The sequence below is a fragment of the Orbaceae bacterium lpD02 genome, from assembly GCA_036251875.1.
In the GTDB taxonomy this organism is placed as follows: Bacteria; Pseudomonadota; Gammaproteobacteria; order Enterobacterales; family Orbaceae; genus Orbus; species Orbus sturtevantii.
This window is the reverse complement of the sequence record CP133960.1, coordinates 1,790,757-1,812,816: the sequence shown is the minus strand read 5'-3', so window position 1 is coordinate 1,812,816 and position 22,060 is coordinate 1,790,757. Positions and strand designations below refer to the sequence as shown.

Annotated in this window: 16 protein-coding genes, 1 tRNA gene and 1 pseudogene; 15 read left to right on the top strand and 3 right to left on the bottom strand. The window is 37.1% G+C overall.

Going from position 1 to position 22,060, the window contains the following annotated elements:
• Positions 1 to 95 precede the first annotated feature (95 nt).
• From groL to RHO12_07890, 3 genes are all read right to left on the bottom strand, one after another.
• Positions 96 to 1,739 carry a chaperonin GroEL gene (gene groL, locus RHO12_07900; protein WVD65310.1) on the bottom strand — a complete coding sequence of 548 codons (1,644 nt, stop codon included), beginning with the start codon at positions 1,737 to 1,739 and terminating at the stop codon, positions 96 to 98.
• 46 nt (positions 1,740 to 1,785) lie between these two features.
• Positions 1,786 to 2,079 carry a co-chaperone GroES gene (locus RHO12_07895; protein ID WVD65309.1) on the bottom strand — a complete coding sequence of 98 codons (294 nt, stop codon included), beginning with the start codon at positions 2,077 to 2,079 and terminating at the stop codon, positions 1,786 to 1,788.
• A gap of 156 nt (positions 2,080 to 2,235) precedes the next feature.
• Entirely contained in the window at positions 2,236 to 2,673 is a 438-nt protein-coding gene (locus tag RHO12_07890) for an FxsA family protein (GenBank protein WVD65308.1), read from the bottom strand.
• 199 nt (positions 2,674 to 2,872) lie between these two features.
• Here RHO12_07890 and RHO12_07885 point away from each other — a divergent pair.
• The 15 genes and pseudogenes from RHO12_07885 (at position 2,873) to RHO12_07815 (ending at position 21,882) form a co-directional block, all read left to right on the top strand.
• Positions 2,873 to 2,948 (top strand) — tRNA-Phe (locus RHO12_07885).
• A gap of 248 nt (positions 2,949 to 3,196) precedes the next feature.
• A complete protein-coding gene (locus RHO12_07880) occupies positions 3,197 to 4,633 on the top strand; it encodes an SEFIR domain-containing protein (GenBank protein WVD65307.1) in 1,437 nt (478 codons plus the stop codon).
• 289 nt (positions 4,634 to 4,922) lie between these two features.
• Positions 4,923 to 6,707 carry a PTS sugar transporter subunit IIA gene (locus RHO12_07875; GenBank protein ID WVD65306.1) on the top strand — a complete coding sequence of 595 codons (1,785 nt, stop codon included), beginning with the start codon at positions 4,923 to 4,925 and terminating at the stop codon, positions 6,705 to 6,707.
• Positions 6,708 to 7,169: a PTS sugar transporter subunit IIA gene (locus RHO12_07870; GenBank protein WVD65305.1), complete on the top strand. Its 462-nt coding sequence runs from the start codon at positions 6,708 to 6,710 to the stop codon at positions 7,167 to 7,169. It abuts the gene before it with no gap.
• 1 nt (position 7,170) lies between these two features.
• Positions 7,171 to 7,434: pseudogene (locus RHO12_07865) on the top strand (PTS fructose transporter subunit IIB).
• An 81-nt stretch (positions 7,435 to 7,515) separates the two neighbouring features.
• Entirely contained in the window at positions 7,516 to 8,589 is a 1,074-nt protein-coding gene (locus tag RHO12_07860) for a PTS fructose transporter subunit IIC (protein WVD67387.1), read from the top strand.
• The gene (locus tag RHO12_07855) at positions 8,579 to 11,233 is read left to right on the top strand and encodes a glycoside hydrolase family 38 C-terminal domain-containing protein (protein WVD65304.1); all 2,655 of its coding nucleotides are present in this window, start codon (positions 8,579 to 8,581) and stop codon (positions 11,231 to 11,233) included. Before RHO12_07860 ends, RHO12_07855 begins: the two co-directional genes overlap by 11 nt.
• Before the next feature lie 495 nt (positions 11,234 to 11,728).
• Entirely contained in the window at positions 11,729 to 12,931 is a 1,203-nt protein-coding gene (gene pcaF, locus RHO12_07850; protein ID WVD65303.1) for a 3-oxoadipyl-CoA thiolase, read from the top strand.
• A gap of 58 nt (positions 12,932 to 12,989) precedes the next feature.
• Positions 12,990 to 13,925: a glycyl-radical enzyme activating protein gene (locus RHO12_07845; protein WVD65302.1), complete on the top strand. Its 936-nt coding sequence runs from the start codon at positions 12,990 to 12,992 to the stop codon at positions 13,923 to 13,925.
• A gap of 81 nt (positions 13,926 to 14,006) precedes the next feature.
• Positions 14,007 to 16,415, top strand: coding sequence for a formate C-acetyltransferase/glycerol dehydratase family glycyl radical enzyme (locus RHO12_07840; protein ID WVD65301.1), 2,409 nt, complete (start codon positions 14,007 to 14,009; stop codon positions 16,413 to 16,415).
• A gap of 104 nt (positions 16,416 to 16,519) precedes the next feature.
• Positions 16,520 to 17,308, top strand: a complete 789-nt coding sequence (locus tag RHO12_07835; protein WVD65300.1) for an enoyl-CoA hydratase/isomerase family protein — start codon at positions 16,520 to 16,522, stop codon at positions 17,306 to 17,308.
• Between the two features lie 51 nt (positions 17,309 to 17,359).
• A complete protein-coding gene (locus tag RHO12_07830) occupies positions 17,360 to 18,247 on the top strand; it encodes a 3-hydroxyacyl-CoA dehydrogenase family protein (GenBank protein WVD65299.1) in 888 nt (295 codons plus the stop codon).
• 113 nt (positions 18,248 to 18,360) lie between these two features.
• Positions 18,361 to 19,155: an enoyl-CoA hydratase/isomerase family protein gene (locus tag RHO12_07825; protein WVD65298.1), complete on the top strand. Its 795-nt coding sequence runs from the start codon at positions 18,361 to 18,363 to the stop codon at positions 19,153 to 19,155.
• An 18-nt stretch (positions 19,156 to 19,173) separates the two neighbouring features.
• Positions 19,174 to 20,574 carry a sodium:solute symporter family protein gene (locus tag RHO12_07820; GenBank protein ID WVD65297.1) on the top strand — a complete coding sequence of 467 codons (1,401 nt, stop codon included), beginning with the start codon at positions 19,174 to 19,176 and terminating at the stop codon, positions 20,572 to 20,574.
• Positions 20,575 to 20,664: 90 nt separating this feature from the next.
• Positions 20,665 to 21,882, top strand: a complete 1,218-nt coding sequence (locus RHO12_07815; GenBank protein ID WVD65296.1) for a CaiB/BaiF CoA-transferase family protein — start codon at positions 20,665 to 20,667, stop codon at positions 21,880 to 21,882.
• The last annotated feature ends 178 nt before the right edge of the window (positions 21,883 to 22,060 follow it).

Here is a 22,060-nt window from a genome sequence, read left to right as displayed (position 1 = left end):
TAATATTGAAGTAAAAAAATAACCAAAATAAGATGGGTTAAATATAAAAAAACCGCAACATTCGTTACGGTTTTTTTGATAACGGGTAAGGCAAATTACATCATTCCGCCCATACCACCCATGCCGCCCATTCCAGCTGCGCCCATGTCTACTTTATCTTCTTTTGGTAATTCAGCAATCATACATTCTGTTGTGATCATCAGACCCGCAATTGATGCCGCGTATTGCAATGCACTACGTGTTACTTTAGTTGGATCTAAAATTCCCATGGCAATCATATCGCCGTATTCTTCAGTTGTCGCGTTATAACCATAGTTACCTTTACCCGCTTTGATGTTATTAGCAACTACCGACGCTTCTTCGCCACAGTTAGCAACGATTTGACGTAATGGCGCTTCCATCGCACGTAACGCTACTTTAATGCCTACGTTTTGATCTTCATTGTCGCCTTTTAAGTTAGTAATTGAGCTTGCTGCGCGAATAAGTGCAACACCACCACCAGCAACAACACCTTCTTCAACTGCTGCGCGAGTTGCATGCAGAGCATCTTCAACACGTGCTTTTTTCTCTTTCATTTCAACTTCAGTTGCTGCGCCAACTTTAATAACGGCAACGCCGCCAGCTAATTTAGCAACACGTTCTTGAAGTTTCTCTTTATCATAGTCTGACGTTGATTCTTCAATTTGGCCACGAATTTGTGTAACACGAGCTTCGATAAGTGATTGCTCACCAATGCCATCGATGATTGTTGTGTTATCTTTATTAATCACAACACGTTTCGCTTGACCTAAATCTTCAAGGGTTGCTTTTTCAAGCTCAAGACCAATTTCTTCCGAAATAACAGTACCAGCAGTTAAAATCGCAATATCTTGCAACATTGCTTTACGACGATCACCAAAACCAGGTGCTTTAACCGCTGCAACTTTAACAATACCGCGCATAGTATTAACCACTAATGTCGCTAATGCTTCGCCTTCAACATCTTCAGCGATGATTAAGAGTGATTTCCCTGCTTTAGCGACAGCTTCAAGCACTGGTAATAATTCACGAATATTAGAAATTTTCTTATCAACCAGTAAAATGAACGGACTATCTAATTCAACCGTTGCAGTTTCAGGTTTATTGATGAAATAAGGTGATAAGTAACCACGATCAAATTGCATCCCTTCAACAACATCTAATTCGTCCTGTAAGCCTGTTCCGTCTTCAACGGTAATGACGCCTTCTTTACCTACTTTTTCCATTGCTTTAGCAATTAAGGTACCAACAGTTTCATCAGAGTTAGCTGAGATTGTACCAACTTGCGCAATTGCTTTCGAATCAGAACATGGGGCAGATAACTTTTTAAGCTCTTCAACTGCAGCAATAACCGCTTTATCGATACCACGTTTTAAATCCATTGGATTCATGCCCGCAGCCACCGCTTTTAAACCTTCATTTACGATAGACTGAGCAAGAACTGTTGCCGTTGTTGTACCGTCACCAGCTGCATCATTTGCTTTTGATGCCACTTCTTTAACCATCTGTGCACCCATATTTTCGAATTTATCTTCTAATTCGATTTCGCGCGCAACTGACACACCATCTTTAGTAATCACTGGTGAACCAAATGATTTATCTAAAACAACATTGCGACCCTTTGGGCCTAACGTTACTTTAACTGCATCAGCAAGTACATTTACGCCACGAAGCATTTTTACGCGCGCGTCACTACCAAATTTTACATCTTTAGCTGCCATTTTTAGTTCTCCTAAAATCTGTATTTTATTCTATTAAATAACTTAATTACGCCTGAACAATTGCTAAAATATCACTTTCAGAAAGGATCAAAACATCTTCATTATCAATTTTTTCAGTTTTAACACCATAACCTTCGTTGAAAATAACAATATCGCCAACTTTAACATCTAATGGCTGTACTTGACCGTTTTCTAAAATACGGCCATTACCAACAGCTAAAACTTCACCACGAGTAGACTTACCCGCTGCAGATCCCGTTAATACGATCCCACCAGCTGATTTTGATTCACTTTCTTTACGTTTTATAATTACACGATCATGCAATGGACGAATTTTCATTAATTATTCTCCTACAATAAATTTTTAGTTAAATTTATAAATGGTACGTTAAAATAAAGTCATAAAATAGTTATATTTTATGATGCAGTCCAATGTAAATGGGGATAGTTTGGACTACTTCAAGAGGGGCAATAAAAAAAATTATTAACTGATTATTTATTCATCATTTTTATGCGTAAATTCTCCCTCAATAATTTCATTACTATTACGGTTATTGTGTGAATTGGATTGGTACGTTTTGATATTTATTTTAGGTACAATGCGTTTAACCAAAAAACGTTGAACGGGTGAGAGCAATAAAAGCGCGCCTAAAATGTCAGTGAAAAAACCAGGAATAGATAATAGTAGCCCAGCTAGTAATAGTGAAACACTCTTGATTAACTCATTAGTTGGGTTTTCATTAGCTGCCATTTTCTGCTGCATGATGACTAGATTTTTTAAGCCTTGTGATTTCACTAATGATAAACCAAGCACTGATGTAGCGATGATACAAATTAGCGCCAATAATACGCCAATCGAATTTGCAACCGCAACAAAAACGCTAATTTCAATATAAATATATAAAAAGAACAGTATCAAAAATAACCAACGCATGTAATTTAATCCTTTTTGCAAAACCTATTGGTTAAATAATATAATGAGGTCGAGTTACTATTTTTCAACAAAATGATTAAAGAATTATTAAATTTGGGCAAATCATCTATTTTTCGAGCAATCAGCTGGGTTTTTATCAAATAAATAATAAAATGGATTGACGAACAATCGCAGATCGTGTTTAATACGCTCCATTGTTGCCCGGATAGCTCAGTCGGTAGAGCAGGGGATTGAAAATCCCCGTGTCCGTGGTTCGATTCCGCGTCCGGGCACCAATCTTAAATAAAGAACACCAGCTTAAAGCTGGTTTTTTTACGTCACTTTCTCAAGTAGCGGTAAAATGGCGATTGAGAAGTCAAAAGTTAATCCCTTGTTTTTAAATAAAAATAAAATCCCATTTTATGGCACGGGGACTATATATCCCTTTCCCTTGTCAAATCTAATCTTTAAAAAACCAAAGAAATCAAATAAGATATTTTTATTATTTCACTAATTTTAATCATTAATAAGAGAGAATAAGAAAATGTCGAATCCTCAATCTATTAAAACTTTTATTTCTTATAGTTGGTCTTCTCCTGAACATGAACAATGGGTTTTAAAGCTAGCTGAGCAGCTATGTGAAAATGGTGTTGATGTTCAACTAGATAAATGGGGGTTAAAGGAGGGGCACGATAAATTTGCTTTTATGGAAAAAATGGTTACTGATTCCGAAATAACCAAAGTAATTATTATTAGTGATCGAGTATACGCAGAAAAAGCTGATGATAGAAGTGGGGGCGTTGGTACTGAAACTCAAATAATTACACCTGAACTATATGGTAAAATTGAACAGAATAAGTTTGTGATTGTTGTTAAAGAAAAAAATGAAAATAATGAGGCTTATGTTCCAGCATATTACCAGTCAAAAATTTATATCGATTTGTCTGATGATGAGGAATATTCTAAAAACTATGAGCAGCTGCTGCGTTGGATTTATGACAGACCCGTTTATCAAAAACCGACGATAGGTAAACCTCCGGCTTTTTTGTTTGATGATAATATTATTTCAATAGGCACAAAAACATATTACTCTCGTTGTGTGGATTCCATTCGAAATGGAAAATCTAATGCATTAGGGTGTTTTGATGAATATTGCAAAGTATTTCTTGAGAATTTGGAGAACTTCAGAATTAAATATTCTGATATATCAGATGGGCAAAAGTTTGACGATATTTTTTTTCATAATATGAATTCATTAATTGTGGCAAGAAATGAAATTCTTGAGATATTTTCATTTATACTCAATTATTCACCAACTTCTGATTTTATTAACAAAATACATGCTTTTTTTGAAAAAATTCAAATATATAATTTCGCACCAGCTGGTGTAAGCAGTTATCATAAAGCTGATTTTGAAAATTATCAGGAAATTAGTTACCAAATTTTTGTTTATACTGTTTCTCTTTTCATTCAATATGAACGTTTCCAACAACTAAGTGATTTTTTATCAAGAAGATATGTGATCGAAGATCGTTCATATGGAAAGAAAAGATATAGAAGTTTTGTTTGTTTTAATGAAGGTGAACAACTGACTTTAACTTGTAGAAATCAAAGACTAGCTCTTAATAAAGTATCCCTGAGAGCTACATATTTACATGAAGATTGGAAGCACTCAACTCTTAGTCTCGACGTTTTTACGCAAGCAGAATTTGTATTGTATCTAATTAGTAAAATAAAATTTACTGATGATGTATACTATGGTTGGACTCCCTTTAGCATTATTTACCATTCTAAGCATGACGCTCTAAATATTTTTATAAAGGCAGAATCTAAAATTTATTTAGATAAGCTATCGTGTCTCTTTACACTTGAGCAATTGAATGTATTAGTAAAAGCAAAAGATAAAATAGATTTTGGGAATTTTAATCTACACTATGTAAGTCAATTGATTAATGCTGGAAAATTAGGAAGTATTGATTAAGTAACTAAAAAGATTTCAAGTATGGGAAATTATTAATTAAAACATTGGAGATAGAATAGTGGTTGAGATTTTTTAAGTATGTTCTTAAATGTTTTTATTGATATAAAATTAGAGCTGAAAATCCCCGTGTCCGTAGTTCGATTCCGCGTCCGGGCACCAATCTTAAATAAAGAACACCAGCTTAAAGCTGGTTTTTTTTATTTTCACCTTAGGAAAAAAAATTATATAACTACAATTCAATAAAAATAATTACACTCATATTATAAAAATAGTTAAATAAGGCAGAGGCATGTTAAAAAGACAAATAGAATTAATGCTTTTGTTAATGGAAAATAAACCTGTTACCTTAGATGATTGCTGTCTTTATTTACAAATATCAAAACCAACGTTAAAAGCAGATATTATTTCTCTAAATACGCTTTTGCAGGAATATCATGTTCAGATTATTTATTTAGAACAGTTTATTTCGTTCTCTGATTTAGAGTCCGCCAGACATCTTATTTTGCTACTTGATTCATTACAAAAATTGACTATTTTTGATAAAGTTAACTTGTTATTAATTCTAGAAAAACAGCCAATTTCACTACAAAAATTAGCTGATCGCCTTTATATTAGCCGCAGTAAAGCCATTTTAGTCGTCAATAAAATTAATAAAGATAACATAAAATCTAGCCATTTAGGTTATGAGTTTCATGGTGATATTTGTTTAAAAAGAAATGCTTTTATTAATATTTTATTACCTTATTTTAAAAGTCTGCACTTTGTTGATAAATTTAATTTTTTTTGTAAACAGCATTTTAATTTATATCAATATGTAACAGAAAATGAAGTCATTCAAGCTAAGTTAGTCGCTGAAAGCATTAAAAATAAAGTGACACAATATAAAGAAGAAGTTTTTACTCGCCTATTTTTAAGTTTAATTCATTATCAAATAACCCATAAAGATAACTCTTTTACCGAGCTTTATACGTTATTTTCAAAACAATACTTTAACCAAATAGCTTTAGACGAGCAATCGGACGAAAATAAAAGGCTCATAGATGATCTTTTAATCCATATTGATGATCTATTAAGCACCTCTTTTCAAGAGGATGACAAGCTTAAAAAAAATTTGCTTCAGCATATTGATTTTTCTTGGCAAGAATATGAAAAAAGTGAAGTGGTCTCCATGGATCTGTGGACGATTAAAACTCAATTTCCGCTAAGCTATGAAGCCGCCGTTATCTCAAATCAATATTTACAAAATATTAAAAATATTTCTTTTAAAGGTGATGAGTTGATCTATTTATCGCTTCATTATCAAAATTCATTAGAAAATCAAAAAAGCAAAGAGAGTAAAATAAAAGCGTTGATTTTAACACCTTATGGCCTAGCTGCAGGACAATTAATTCAAACCCAGTTATCTCACACCTTAAATCAGGTGCAAATAATAGCGATCCTTTCTCAATCTGAATTATTAAACCAACTTCATCTTATTGAAGAGGTTGATCTGGTCTTTTCTCTCTCTCAAATTGAACTCGCGCTGACAAAGCCGGTTATTGTCTTACCGCTTGCTTTAGAAGATGAAAATATAAAAGAAATTAACCAATTTATTTATGCACAGAAAAGTGACGCCAAACTCGCTAAAATTATTGAGAATGCGACGATTATACACAATAAATTTTTTCAAGATGTCCCAAATATTTTGACGTATTTAAATCAAGTTTTAGAAAGTAAGTCTTGCGTGACATCGAATTATTTACCCAGTTTAATTGACCGTGAAGCGATTTCATCTACCTCGATTAAAGGTATAGCGGTGCCACATGGTAAAAATAGTTATGTCAAAAAAAATCACTTAATTATTTTAAATTTACCAGAACCTATTTTATGGGGCAATGAACAAGTCGATTGGATTTTTCTCTTAGCCATTACCGAGCATAGTATGTTTGAATTTCCTCAGCTTTTTAACCATTTTTACCGAAATACCGCTAAACGAAATTTTTATTTAAACCTGCAAAAGCTATCCAAACACTCTATTTCGCCTTTACAAATTCGTCAGTTATTCAGTCTTTCAAATTATTTAGGAGAGTTATAAATGGCACACTCTATTTTGCCTACCGAACTTGTTTTTTTAGATGTCGCTACAGTCAATAAACAAAAAAATGATGTTTTACAGCTTATTGCTAAGGAAATTGCCGCTAAAACCAATTTATCAGCTGCTCAAATCAATCAAGGTTTGCTAGCGAGAGAAGCATTATCCACAACTGGTTTTGGTTCTGGTTTTGCCATCCCTCATACCAAATCTAATATTAATGAAGGCATTGTTGCTTTTTTTAGATTCACGGATGAGGTTGAGTGGCAATCATTAGATGAAAAACCAGTTAAAAATGCCATTACGCTCATTATGCCAGAAAAAGATAACGACAATATGCATTTAAAAATGATCGCTAAATTAGCGAGATTGTTAGTTCATGATGATTTTATTGATGAGTTAAATCAATGCCAATCTAAACAATCCGTGAGCGATTTGTTAGCTTTAAAACTGAAGGATATGTAATATGAAAGTTATTGGGGTTACAAAGTGTCCGAACGGACTTGCGCACACCTATATGTCAGCCGAGAAATTAGAAAGTTTTGGCAAAAAACTCGGTTATGAAATAAAAATAGAAACACAAGGCGCTGCGATTGTTGAGAATAAATTAACTAAAGAAGATGTCGAAAGCGCCGATTATGTCATTATTGCGGCAGACGTTTCGATTGATGAAAAAGAGCGCTTTAATGGTAAAAAAGTATTGGAAGTACCTATTTCTGAGGTCTTAAAAAATACACAGCAGGTTTATGAGCGATTAAACGATCAAGCACAAATTTTAGATTTAGAGCAACCTAATCAAAGTGAAAGAGCCATGAGTTCAAAGCAAAAATCAAGTGCGATGAAAGACTTAATGAATGGCGTTTCACATATGATCCCATTTGTTGTGGTTGGTGGGCTTTTTATTGCAATTGCAGCCGCTATTGGTGGTGAAAACTTACCCGGTGGGTTAGAAATACCGTTAGATTCTATTTGGCAAAAAATATCAGATATCGGTGTGATTGGCTTTGGTTTAATGATCCCTATTTTTGCCGGTTATATTGCTTATGCTATTGCCGGCAGAGCAGCATTAGCACCAGCAATGATTAGTGCACAAGTTGCCAATTCCCCAGAAATTTTAGGCACAGAGGCGGGTACCGGATTTCTAGGTGCCATTGTCGTTGGCTTCTTAGCTGGGTATTTAGTTAAATGGATGAATACTTGGAAAATACCAAAAGATCTAAGAGCCGTTATGCCAACCGTTGTGATTCCTATTTTAGGAACCGCGATTATTTGTGGTCTGCTTATTCTGGTTTTAGGGCAACCCATTTCTTGGTTAATGACTAATTTAAACGGATTACTCGAAACGCTTTCTCATCATAGCTCTATTAGTATTCTTCTAGGGGTGATTCTTGGCGCTATGCTTGGTATCGATATGGGGGGGCCAATTAATAAAGTCGCTTATTTATTTGGTGTTGCTTCTATCACAACGGGCAATCCGATGATTATGGGCGTTGTTGCTGCTGTCATTGGTGTTCCCCCTCTAGCTTTAGGAATATCGACCTTCTATCTAAAAAAATATTCTCCTGACGAAAAATCAGCAGGGACTCCCGCTATTTTAATGGGCATGCTAGGGATTACCGAGGGAGCAATTCCCTTCGCTGCTGCAAATCCTAAAGTTGTTATCCCAAGCATTGTTTGTGGATCGGCTGTAACTGGCGCGTTAGCAATGTTATTTAAAGTGACGATTGTTATTCCAAATGGCGGACCTGTGGCGGGGATCTTAGGTGCCAGCAATAATGTCGCGCTGTATTTACTTGCTATTCTGCTTGGTATCATTGCAGTTAATCTATTTTTGATTCTCTTTAGTGCTTATTTCAAGAGAGGAAAAACACAAAATGAAAACTAAAACAATTCACATTATTCCTCATTCGCACTGGGATAAAGAATGGTATTTTACCTCTTCGCGTTCTAAAATTTATTTAATGAGACATGTTCAAGAAGTCATGCAAACGCTAACAGATAATCCCGATTTCACGCATTATCTGTTAGATGGACAGACATCTTTAATTACTGATTATCTAAAATACTATCCTGAAGATAAACATAAAATAAAACAACTCATTTCCGATAAACGTCTAATTATTGGCCCTTGGACAACACAAACAGACCAGCTGGTTGTTTGTGCCGAATCAATTGTTCGCAATCTTTATTATGGAATTAGTGATGCGCAAGATCTCGGTTATTCAATGAAAATTGCTTATTGCCCTGATGTATTTGGGCAAGCGGCTAATATGCCTCAAATTTACACACAGTTTGAACTGAATGGTTTCTTATTTTGGCGCGGTATCAGCGATGATCGACTTAAACAATCTGAATTCATTTGGCAAGGTGTTGATGGTTCGCGTATTTTAGCTCATCAACTCTTTTTTGCTTATTATTATGGCTTAAACATACCAAAAAATAGAGCTATTTTGCCCGATTATATCAACTCAGTGATTGTTCCATTAGAAAAAAGAACTGAAAGTGGCCATATTTATTTTCCTAATGGTGGCGACCAAGCGCCTATTCAACAAAATCTACCTGAAGTTATTGCGCTAATGAATGAGCTTGATTCGGGGCGAAAATATAAAATATCTAATCCAGATGATTTTTTTAGCTATCTAAAAGACGAATCATTCACTTTGCCAGTTATTAAAGGCGAAATGATTGAAGGCAAAAATAGCCGAATTCATAAATCGATTTACTCAACAAGGGCTGATTTAAAGCAAGCGAACAATCGTATTGAAAATAAAATCACCAATCTATTGGAGCCGATTCTTACCATCAGCCATGTACAAGATCATCTTTACCCAACAAAAGAGCTAGAAGAAATATGGAAAATGATGTTTGAAAATGCAGCCCACGATAGCATTGGCGGCTGCAACAGCGATGCAACCAATCAAGACATCAAAGCAAGATATAAATTGATAGAGGAAATGGTCGATAATTTACTTGATTTGCATCTTCGCGAAATTGCCATGTCGATAAATCAAAATGAGCGTTATGCCATTACGGTTTTTAATACTTTGCCTTACCAAAGAACGACGCTTTTAGAAACTGATTTATATCTGCCTGATGGTGAATTTAAGATTGTTGATAAAAATGGTAATGAATTAAATTACCATATTTCATCCCAAATTGATCATTCTGATTATTTACTCAATCAATTTACTTATTTAACGCCTCATCTGTACAAACAAGAAATGGAAGAGACTTATATCCCGAACAAAGCCTATTTATCTCATTTAAAAATTGAGGTTAAAGAGGTACCAGCACTCGGTTATACTCAGATTTACTTAATTCCAGATGCCCAAAGCAATCTAAATAAAGCGCTTCATTTTAATGAAGAATCAGAAATTGAAAATAGCTTTTATACGGTTTCATTTGACGATAAAACATCGAGTTTTACCGTTGTTGATAAAACCTCTAATCATGTTTACGCTGAGCAATTTGTGTTAATTGAAAATGGTGATGATGGTGATTCTTATAATTATAGTCCGCCAAGAACTGATTTAATCATTAGTAGCAAAGAATCGATGCAAAATAGAGTGATTGAAATAGAAAAAAATGATCTGTACCAAAAAATCAGTTGCACTTTTGAACTTAAGGTTCCTTCTTGTTTAGAAAATAGAGCGAAAGGGCTTTGTGATGCAGTTTTATCGCTTAAACAAACGGTTGAGCTGCGTAAAGATGAAAAGTTAGTTCGCGTTTTGGTTGAATGTAATAATACCGTTAGCTCTCATCGATTATGTGTTTGCTGTGCAACGGCAATCTATGCCGATTATGCCATTGTTGATCGGCTTTTTGGTGTAGAAAAAGTGCCTTTCACGCATCCAAATATAAACAACTGGCAGCAAGAAAAATGGACTGAAGCGCCGATTGCCATTAATCCTATGCAATCTTTTGTTGCCTTGAGCGATGAACATAGAACCGTCGCTTTAATGACACAAGGCGTTCGAGAATATGAAGTTATCGGATCGCAATTTGAAACTATTCAGTTAACATTATTTAGGAGCTTCTCTTGGATGGGGAAAGAAAATTTAATCTATCGTCCAAATAGAGCGAGTGGTGAAAAAATATTAGCGACACCAGATGCTGAGTTGAAAGGCTTAATGACTTTTGAGTTTGCCGCTCTTTATGAAAATGATTGTTTTGATAATGCTGATATTGCAAAAACGGCTAAAGAGTATTTATCGCCATTACAACAATATCCATTAGCCGATTTTTTAAATGGCAGAACTATTTTTAAGAAAAATCCGCTTGCCAAAACTCAGCCAACAGAATTTTCGTTAATCGATTTTAAACATTGCCCTGTGATACTGAGCGCACTGAAAAAAGCAGAAAAATCTGATCATCTGATTTATCGGATTTTCAATCCGTTTCTAACCAAAAAAATTCCAATTGATTCTCTTTTAAATCAAAAAGATGAAGCGGTTAGTTTAAATGAATCAACCAGAATGGAGAGGATATCTATTTTAAAACCAAATCAATTTCAGACTTTTAAACGCTAAATTTTTATTTAATTCCCTTTACTGAACTCAGATTTTACACAAAATCGGGTTCAGTGTTCCAATATTGAATTAAGAAGACACTTATAGCGATAGACTTTATTTTAATTATTAATAAAACTTGTTAGTAATAGTCGTAATTTTGTCTCTTTAAATTTGAAATCATTTATAAATCAAATAATTAATATTTTTCGATTCCGCCTACGGGTACCAATCCTAAATAAATAACACCGCTTAAAGCGGGTTTTTTATTTCTAAAGTTTTTCATCATAAGCTTGTTAATCGTTTTTATAATCTTATTTCTCCGCTAATTAAAAATAATAAAAATTGAATTAAATTTGTGATCCTTCTCACTAATCAATCGATTGTCGCTTGACGGCTTGATGATCTCTTATTAATTTGTTCGTATAGCGAACGATTAGTTCATCAAGCGAACATTATGTTATGGTAAATCAAATTTTATAATTCTAGCTATAAAATTATTTGAGGAGAGCAATAATGTACCAAGCCTACATTTGTGAAGCAGTAAGAACCCCAATAGGTCGGTATGGTGGCGGATTATCTTCAATCCGTACCGATGATTTAGCATCAATTCCATTAAAAATATTAAGAGAACGTTGTGTAAAAGTTGATTGGGATGCACTTGATGATGTGATTTTGGGTTGTACAAATCAATCAGGAGAAGATAATCGTAATGTCGCCCGTATGGCAAGCTTACTCGCGGGCCTTCCTACTAAAGCGGGGGGTGCGACGGTTAATCGTCTTTGTGGTTCAGGAATGCAAGCCGTAGGAGATGCAGCTCGCTTAATTAATGTCGGTATGGCCGAACTGGTAATGGCTGGTGGCGTTGAAAGTATGTCGCGCTCGCCTTTTGTGATAGCCAAATCAACATCGGCATTTAGTCGCGATATCACGCTGCATGATTCAACTATCGGGTGGCGCTTTGTTAATCCCAAAATGGTCGAGCTTTACGGTATTGATGGTATGCCTGAAACAGCTCAAAACGTGGCTAATCAGTTTGGTATTTCACGTGAAGCTCAAGATATTTTTTCGCTAAATAGTCAACATAAAGTTGCTAAAGCGCAGGAAAATGGTGTTTTAGCTCAAGAGATTTGCCCCGTTTCTATTCCGCAAAGAAAAGGGGAACCGATCACCATAGACAAAGATGAGCATCCTCGGCTAACTTCTCTCGAGGCGCTATCAAAATTAAAAAGCATAACCGGCCCTAGTGGCTCTATTACTGCGGGTAATTCATCCGGTGTTAATGATGGCGCATGTGCATTAGTTATCGCAAATGAAAAAATGGCGTTGAAGCAAGGTTTAACGCCAAGAGCGCGTATTGTCGGTTCCCTTTCCGTTGGTGTTGAACCAAAAATTATGGGTATTGGTCCAGTCCCTGCCACCCAAAAACTATTACAAAAACTCAATTTAACGATTGATGATATGGATGTTATTGAGCTTAATGAGGCCTTTGCTGCACAAGGATTAGCATGCTTACATCAATTAGGGATTACAGATAATGATGAGCGAGTGAATCCTAACGGCGGCGCCATTGCATTAGGTCACCCTCTTGGCATGAGCGGTGCTCGCATTGTCACAACTGCGATGTATCAGTTACAGCGCACCAATGGCCGTTATGCGCTATGTACTATGTGTATCGGCGTTGGACAAGGTATCGCTATGGTTTTAGAACGGATTTAATGTTTGTTATCAATGGGTATTTATACAAAAAAATATAACACTTTATGGGACGAGGACTGTGGACGATTCTAAGGATGTATTAGGTGTTGTTTTTAATATCCAACGGTTTTCTCTACATGATGGCCCTGGGATACGTACTCTTGTTTTTCTAAAAGGATGCCCGTTGCGTTGCATTTGGTGTGCGAATCCTGAAGGTTTAACGCTCAATAACCAAGTTTTACTCGATAAACGTAAATGTATCGGATGTGGCGATTGCATACCTTGTCCAAACAGTGCCATCTATAGATCGAACAAACAATACCTAACCGATCCTAATTTATGTAATGGTTGTGGTCAGTGTGTAGAAGTATGTAAATACCAAGCGCGAAAAATGAGTAATAACTGTATGAGCGCTTTAGAGGTGATAAAAATCTGTGAAAAAGATAAATTTTTTTTCAACAATGGCGGCGGTGGGTTAACACTTAGTGGCGGTGAGCCATTATCTCAGCATCAGTTTGCGTTAGCGATCCTAAAGCTTGCCAAACAACGCAATTTAAATTTGGCAATAGAGACCTCTGCACTTGTTAAAACATCTGTTTTTTTATCTGCGATCTCTCTTTGCGATCACGTTTTTATTGATATTAAAGCTATCAATAGCAATTTACACAGGCAAATAACAGGAGTGTCAAATCAACAAATTTTAAAAAATATTAGGCAAATGGATGAATACTTGAGTGAACCAGAAAAAGAAAAAGTGACCTTAAGAATACCATTGATACCAACATGTAATGCTGAGGTATCAATAATTAAAGAAATCGGCGAATTTATAACATCTTTAAAGGGAAATTATAAGACTGAGATTCTTCCTTTCCATAATTTTGGTGAATCTAAATATGAAAAACTAGGACTCAACTATATTTTTGCTGGCAATGGAAATATGAAAGAAGAAGAGGCTATTCCTTATAAAGAACTTCTCTCTAGTATGGGGGTATCGGTACAAATTAATACACATTAGAGAAAAGTATCGTAATTGTTTTTCATTATAAGGATTCAACATGAAGCCACAATAAGGTGGCATAATTTGGAGATTTTTACCATGACTAACTTTTATCCAGCAAGTGATCGAGTAAAAAGACTTAGAGAAAAATTTTTTACCTATAAGCCTAATGTGTGCATCGAAAGAGCAAAAATATATCATGACGCTTATTTTGGTGCAGACAATTTAAATAGCGAAAAATTGATTGTTGGACGGGCAAAAGCATTTAAAAAATACTTAAATACTCGTTCTATTTATATTGAAGATGATCAGCTTTTTGCTGGCAGCATGTCAAGCCGGCCGAGAGGATTTCCTATTTATCCTGAAAGCGTTGGCGCTGATCTTATTAATGAATACCGCAAACTTCCTACTCGGCCAATCGATCCTTTTGTTTATGATGAAGCCGATCGTGTTGAGTTAGAAGATATTTTAATGCAATGGAAAGATAGTTCGCTTCGCCAAAAAGTATTCCCACAAATGAGTAAAGAAGAGAAGAACCTTTTCCTCATGGATCCTGAAAATAATATTGTTGCTGGAACAAACGTCTTTACGCTTGATGTGCCGCTTTATGGTCCTGCGGGACATATAACTCCTGACTATCAAACTGTTATTGAACAAGGGTTTGTCGGTATTAAAAAACGTGCAGAAGCTCGTTTAGAAAGGGCAGAAGCGGAAAATGATCAGGAGGGTATTGAATTTCTAACTGCGGCGATTATTAGTGCTGAGGCGATTGTTGATTTTGCTGAGCGCTATTCTAAACTTGCTAAAGAGATGGCTGACAAAGAACAAAACCAAAAACGAAAAGCAGAATTAATGCGTATAAGTGAAGCATGCGCGCATGTACCCGCCCATCCACCAAGAACGTTCTTTGAAGCCGCCCAATGTGCATGGCTTTTATATGTTGGTATTCAGCAAGAAGCATTCCAACGATGTTTTAGCTTTGGTCGTTTTGATCAATACGCATACCCATTCCTTAAAGCGGATCTAGAGGCAGGTCGCCTGACGGAAAAAGACGCGCAAGAAATGCTAGATTGCTTATGGATGAAATTTCCAGAAACCAACTATATCAACTCTGAATACTACTCACATATCGCCAGTGGTTTTCCGGTTCAACAGCAAATTTGTGTTGGCGGGCAGACTCCTGATGGTAAGGATGCCACCAACTTATTAACGTTAATGTGTATTCAAGCATCGATTAATACCCTTTTACATCAACCAAGTATATCGGTTCGTTTCTTTGAGGGCTCGCCGGATGCCCTTATCGATAAGGCTGTTGAGTTAGCCTCAAAAGGAACGGGCCATCCTTCATTTTTTAACGACCGTCGAGTTGTCGCTGCGCTTCAATCAAAAGGAATTGAGCTTGAAGATGCAAGGGATTATTCAAGCGTTGGCTGTGCAAGTGTTCAACCGACAAGAAAGGATAAAGGTGCGCATAATGCTGGATATATAAATGTTGCAGCAGCACTTGATTTTGCGTTACATGATGGCGATTGGATTTACGGTAAACGACAGATGGGCGTTAGAAGCGGTGATATTAGGACATTTACCTCGTTTGAGCAGATGCTTAAAGCATTCGAAAAGCAAATGGCGTATATGATCGGTATTTATTCCAAAGCGAGTGTGCGCGTTGAAGAGGCACATAAAGAGCTGGTACCAACGCCGTATATTTCATGCTTTGTACAAGATTGTATTGGTAATGCAAGAGATAGAAGTGCCGGCGGAGCTATTTACAACTCAGGTATGACCCCTCGAGGAATTGGGTTAGCAGATGTTGCCGATTCACTTGCGGTAATTAAAAAGCTAGTCTTCGAAGATAAGTCAATCACGATGGATAAACTACTTGCCGCAATGGATGCGAACTACCAAGGATATGACGATGTGTTAGCGTTGATTCATACTGTACCTAAGTATGGTAATGATGATTCTTATGTTGATGATATTGCTATTGAGGTTGTAAATATCTATAACAGAGAAACCGATAAATATCGAAGTCTATTTGGTGGTCGTTTCCACCCTGGCTTTAGTTCTGTTTCCTCTAATGTTCCTTATGGAACAGTAATTTCAGCCTTGCCTAACGGCCGAAAACAATGGACGCCACTGGCGGATGGCTGTTCCCCTAGTCATCACGAAGATGCTGCCGGTCCAACAGCTGTAGCAATATCTTCAGGCAAACTTGATCACAGTGGTATGAGTGGCGGTTCTATTCTGAATGTGAAGTTCTCACCATCGGTGATCAGAGGTGAAGCAGGGCAAAAACGCTTCTCTAATTATGTTAAAGGAATGCTGGATTCTGGCGTCTGGCATGCTCAGTTTAATGTTGCTGATGCTGCAACATTACGAGCAGCACAAAAAAATCCAGAAAATTATCAGGATCTTATTGTGCGAGTGGCTGGCTATAGTGCATTTTTTACCGCGCTCAGCCCAAGGCTTCAGGAGGACGTGATTGATCGCACAGAGCATTGTTTTTAATTAAACGTCCTGATTTTTAGTGTTGTTCTGCAATTTATCAGTCGTGATTTATCACGGCTGATAATAAAACGCAATTCGATATCGTGATACAGAGAGGTTTTACTGTGATTTTTGAACATATTAAATATGAAGTGAAAAGGCACATTGGTATTCTCACGCTCAATAGACCAGAAGCTTACAACGCTTTATCTAATGTTATGCGTGATGAATTACGCACCGTATTAATACAAATTGAACAAGATCCAGATATTCGGGTACTGATTATTACTGGGCAAGGTAAAGCATTTTGTGCCGGGGGCGATGTAAAACTCATGGTGAGTCGAATGGAATCAGGACTTGATTTTAAAGAGAGGCGTGAAATTTTTAGAAATGATGTCGCCGCAATGGTTAAGCGTCTCTATGCAATAAAAATTCCGGTCATTGCTGCTATTAATGGTGGCGCATATGGTGCGGGAGTTAGCATTTCACTCCTTTGCGATATGCGGGTTGCTGCAGATAACGCAAAATTTGGTTTTTCTTTCGCTAAGAGAGGGCTTATTCCTGATTGGGGGGCAAACTACTTTTTACCAAGATTGATTGGTTATGCAAAAGCAATGGAATTAGTAGCGTGTGGAAAAGTCATTGATAGTCAAGAGGCGCTAGCTTGTGGGCTTGTTAATCAAGTGACGTCTGAATCTGAATTGATGGATACCGTTTTAAAAATAGCAGAAGGTATTGCTTTAGCGAGCCCAAATGCCATTGCAGAATCGAAAAATGCACTGCGCTTTGGGCTAATGCAAAGTATGGATGAAGCATTGGAATATGAAGCAACAACCCAAAGCTTATGTCAACTTTCCAGCGATCATAAAGAGGGCGTCCTGTCATTCGTTGAAAAGCGAGAACCGACGTTTTAAGCAAATATTTTATTTTTTAGTGTATTAAATGAAACTAAATGGAGTTTTTTTATGAAAAAGATTAATACTATACTTGTCGCCGGTGCGGGGATCATGGGGTTAGGGATTGCCCAAGTGTGTGCAAGTCAGGGATATAAGGTTTATCTCTACGATGCAATTGATGGAATGGCCAAAAAAGGCATAGAAAAAATTACTGGCGCATTAGCGAAACGCGTTGAAAAAGGGAAAATGACTGTTGATGATAAAGATCATTTAATTGCCAATATTGCTATTGCAAACTCTATCGCTGAGGCTGATCAGTCAGATCTTGTTATTGAAGCAATTAGAGAAGAATTAATCAATAAGCAAGACTTTTTTTGTCAGTGTGAAATGCATTTAAATGAAAATGTCATTTTAGCGAGTAACACCTCTTCCATCCTTATCTCTGAAATTGCCGCTAAATTAAAAAAACCAGAAAATTTTATCGGTTTACATTTTTTTAATCCCGTACCGGTTATGAAACTGGTTGAAATAATTAAAGGGCTAAAAACGTCAGAACAGACTGCACAAATTGCATATGATTTTGTTTGTCAGCTTAAAAAAGAGGGCGTATTTGTAAAGGATAGCCCTGGTTTTTTAGTCAATCGAATCAATAATGCTCTCAAAAATGAAGCCTTTGCATGTCTGAGCGAAGGTCTTGCAACAATAGAAGATATTGATAAAGCACTCAAATATGGTTTAGGTCATCCAATGGGTCCATTTGAACTTAATGACCTAACGGGACTTGATGTAGGTGTTCAAGTCGCTGAAGTGCTATATAGCCACTTCAGAGATCCTCGATGGCGCCCGTTCTTACCTCTTAAAAAACTTGTTATGAGTGGTGATTTTGGTATTAAGACCGGTAAGGGATGGTATGACTATTCTTCTGGTGAAAAGAAAAAAAGAGATCTGAATCTTTAATCTTTAACTCGTAATGAACTATTTTATTTATTTTTCACTCAAGTAGTGCCGGGATAGTGTTGCTTCTATTCTGCTATAACATAGTGAAATATCCTGATAGGAGAAAGCATAATATGCATTACCGAACGAAAGTTTATCACACCATGCAAGTCGTCATCGATGAACCTATCGCGATTGTTCGTTTTAATCGTCCTGATGCCATGAATGCCGCGAATGTGGAGATGAGTTTTGAGCGCTTAGAAATCTTTAGAGCTATTGCTGAAGATGATGAAATCAAAGTGGTTATTGTAACGGGTAATGATAAGGCCTACTGTGCCGGAGGCGATCTCGCCGCATTTGCAAAATTTGATGTAGCTGATGCGCAAGCATTTTGGCGCCGAGGACTCGAATATCAAAAAGTCTTTACTGACATGAACAAGCCAACGCTAGCAGCTATTGCGGGTTATGCTTTTGGCGGCGGCTTTGAAAATGTCCTGATGTGTGATTTAAGGATTGCCGCTGAAAACGCAAAGTTTGGATTACCTGAAATTAATGTCGGTATTTTTCCAGGTGGTGGAGGGACGCAACGGTTGATTCAAAATGTACCGATTGCGATTGCCAAAGAAATGATCTTTTTAGGCAAAAATCTTAATGCTGAAGAGGCGTTACGGCTAGGACTGGTGAATAAAGTGGTGAAGGTAGAAGAACTGCTTGATGAAGCCCTTACTTTAGCTAAAAAATTAGCTAACAAGCCAGCGTTGGCATTAAAAGCAGCAAAATCCTCGATTAATAGCGCTTATTCTACTGATATTCAAACCGGTCTATCACTTGAAGGCATGGCATGGACAGCGCTTTATGGTACGAAAGACCAGAAAGAGGGGATGAACGCATTTCTAGAGAAAAGAACGCCACAATTTGTAGATAAATAATAGAGAGGCTTGATTTCTATGGATAATATCGGATTATATTTAGGTATAGTGATCACATTAGGCATCGTCTGCCTAATTGGGATTGTTGCAATGCGCAAAGTAACAAATTCGGAAGATTTTTCTATCGGTGGGCGAAAATCAACGGCGGTTGTGGTTGCCGGCGCTATTCTTGGTTCTATTGTTGGCGGTGGCGGTACGGTTGGTACCGCTCAAGCAGCCTTTTCTAAAGGTCTCGTTGGGTGGTGGCAAACGTTAGGCTTAGGGATGGGATGCCTTGTTCTGGGTGTTTTCTTTGCTAATCATCTATATAAAACTAAAGTTGAAACCGTTCCTCAAGTACTGATGAAAACATATGGACCGAAAATTGGCCCAATTACGAGCATTTTTGGGAGTATCGCAATCTTCTTTTCTATTATTTCGCAATTAAAATCGTTCACGCCTCTACTTCAATCGATGTTCCCCGACACTATTTCGCTTCAAGCTGCAGCTGTTATTGGTGTGATTCTGGTGCTTTGTCTGGTCATGTTTGGTGGCCTTATGGGGGCCAGTATGGTTGGATTATTTAAAATGCTGATGATCTATATTTCGATGGTGGTTTGTGGCGTTCTCGCATTTGCTAAAATTGGTGGTTTTTCCGGCATGTTTGACAAACTTCCCGCGAGCTACTTTAACTTATTCGCAGATGGTTCATCCAACTTAGCAAGTGGTGTCTCTTTATGCCTTGGTGTTTTAGTTACACAAATATATATTCAAGCTGTGTTATCGGCTATCGATGCTAAAGCGGCTAGAAATGGAGCACTTATTTCATGTGCCTTGACACTACCCATGGGGTTATTTGGTGTTGCTATCGGCATGTATATGAAAGTAGCACATCCTGAGTTGCAAGCAGCCCAAGCTTTACCTCAGTTTTTCTTAACATATATGCCATCTTTTATTGCAGGGATTTTTATCGCAACCTTGATGATAACAACGTTGGGTAGCATGGCCGGGTTATCATTAGGCGTTGCCACGATGATGACGCGAGATCTGTATAAACGCTTGCGTGCTACTGCATCAGATAAAGAAAACCTTTATGTATTAAGAGGCGTAATTGTTGTTATTTGTCTTTTAGCTGGGTATTTCACCGTATCAAAAGCAGCGGTCTATATTCAAGAATTTGTATTTCTCTCTTTTGCTTTGCGTACGTGTGTATTCCTTATTCCGATGGCGTTTGCTTTTTTCTACAAAGGGCGTCTCACCGCAGCGGCAGGGTTAGCGTCGGTTCTTGCTGGTCCAATTGTCAACATTATCTGGAATGTATTAAAAGGAGACAGCGGCTTTATTCTCGGTATAGATCCTATTTTTGCCGGGCTAATGGCGGGGTTAATTGCGTTTATTTTAGCAAATGAAATCGTTAAAAAGAACAGCCCAATGACTTAATTCAGGGTTTTTATGCTGCCATCTGCGCAAATTCTATCAATTGTCTTTAGATCTAACGCTTTAGATAAGCTTAATACAGGAAACATCAAAATGAATATGAAAACAGAGCAAAAAAAGATGAAAGGACCAATGGAAGGAGTACGAATTCTTGATTTTACGCACGTTATATCTGGACCGTTTAGTACGATGTTATTAGCTGATATGGGCGCTGAGGTGATTAAGATCGAAAAACCAGGTGAAGGAGAGTTCTACCGGGCAGAAGGCACTAAAAATGAGGCAGGAGTCAGTATTGTTTATCCAAACTATAACCGTAATAAAAAAGGGATTACGTTAAATATTAAATCATCAAAAGCAGTTGAGTTATTAAAAAAAATGGTTGCAAAGGCAGATGTTTTTGTCGAAAACCAAAGGCCAGGCTTATTAGCCAGCATTGGGCTTGGATATGAGGATCTTAAAGCGATCAACCCGAAAATAATTTATGCTTCAATCTCTGGCTTTGGTCAAGATGGTCCTTATGCTCGCAAGCCAGCTTTTGATATGACCATCGCTGCTATCAGCGGCCTAATGTCTGTCAATGGTATTGAGGGAACGGTACCTACCAAAACGGGTGCGGCATTTTCTGACTTTATCTCAGGGATCTATGCCGCATTAGGTATTGTTGCTGCTTTGCGTAAGCGCGATAAAACAGGGGAAGGTTCCTATGTTGATGTGGGAATGTTTGATTCAATTCTCTCTGTATTAGATGATTTTATACCAAAATATAAGGTAACGGGAAAAGAGCCAACAAGGTTTGGTAACAGGCGCGCAGGTTTTGCACCGGTTAATGTCTTTCCTGTAAAAAATGGTGAGTATGTGTATATTGCGGGTTCATTCCAAAAACAGTGGGAAGCGTTAGCAAGTTTAATTGGACGAGAAGAGCTAATTACCGATCCGAGGTTTAAAGATAACACCGGCAGAAAGCAACACGAAGCGCTTCTTGAATCGATCGTTGAAGAATGGTCATTAACAAAGACGAGCCAAGATGCCGTAATCGAGCTTGAAAAAGCTGGCATTCCATGTGCACCCGTTAAAGGGATCGGCGATCTTTTCAAAGATGAACATATCCAAGCTCGTAACAGCATCATTGAGTGCGATTATCCTGGAATAGGTAAGTATGCAATGGCGGCAAATCCAATCAGGATATCCAATTATCAGCAACCTGTTGAACGGGCGCCGATGCTTGGTGAACATAATGAGTCTATTTTAAATGAATTGCTTGGATATACAGCGGATGACATCGTGTTATTAAAACGTGAAGGTGTGATTTAGACGGTTATAAACAAGGCTTAAATCTTATCTAAGCCCTTTTTAACATAAGGCAAACATAAATTAATAGAGGAGAAAGGGAGCCGTCAATTTTGGCCGTTATTCGAAATTATGATGCGCCTAACACATAATTTGACCAATTTTTATGTTGGTTAAATAAACGACACGCTACGGTTTTTTA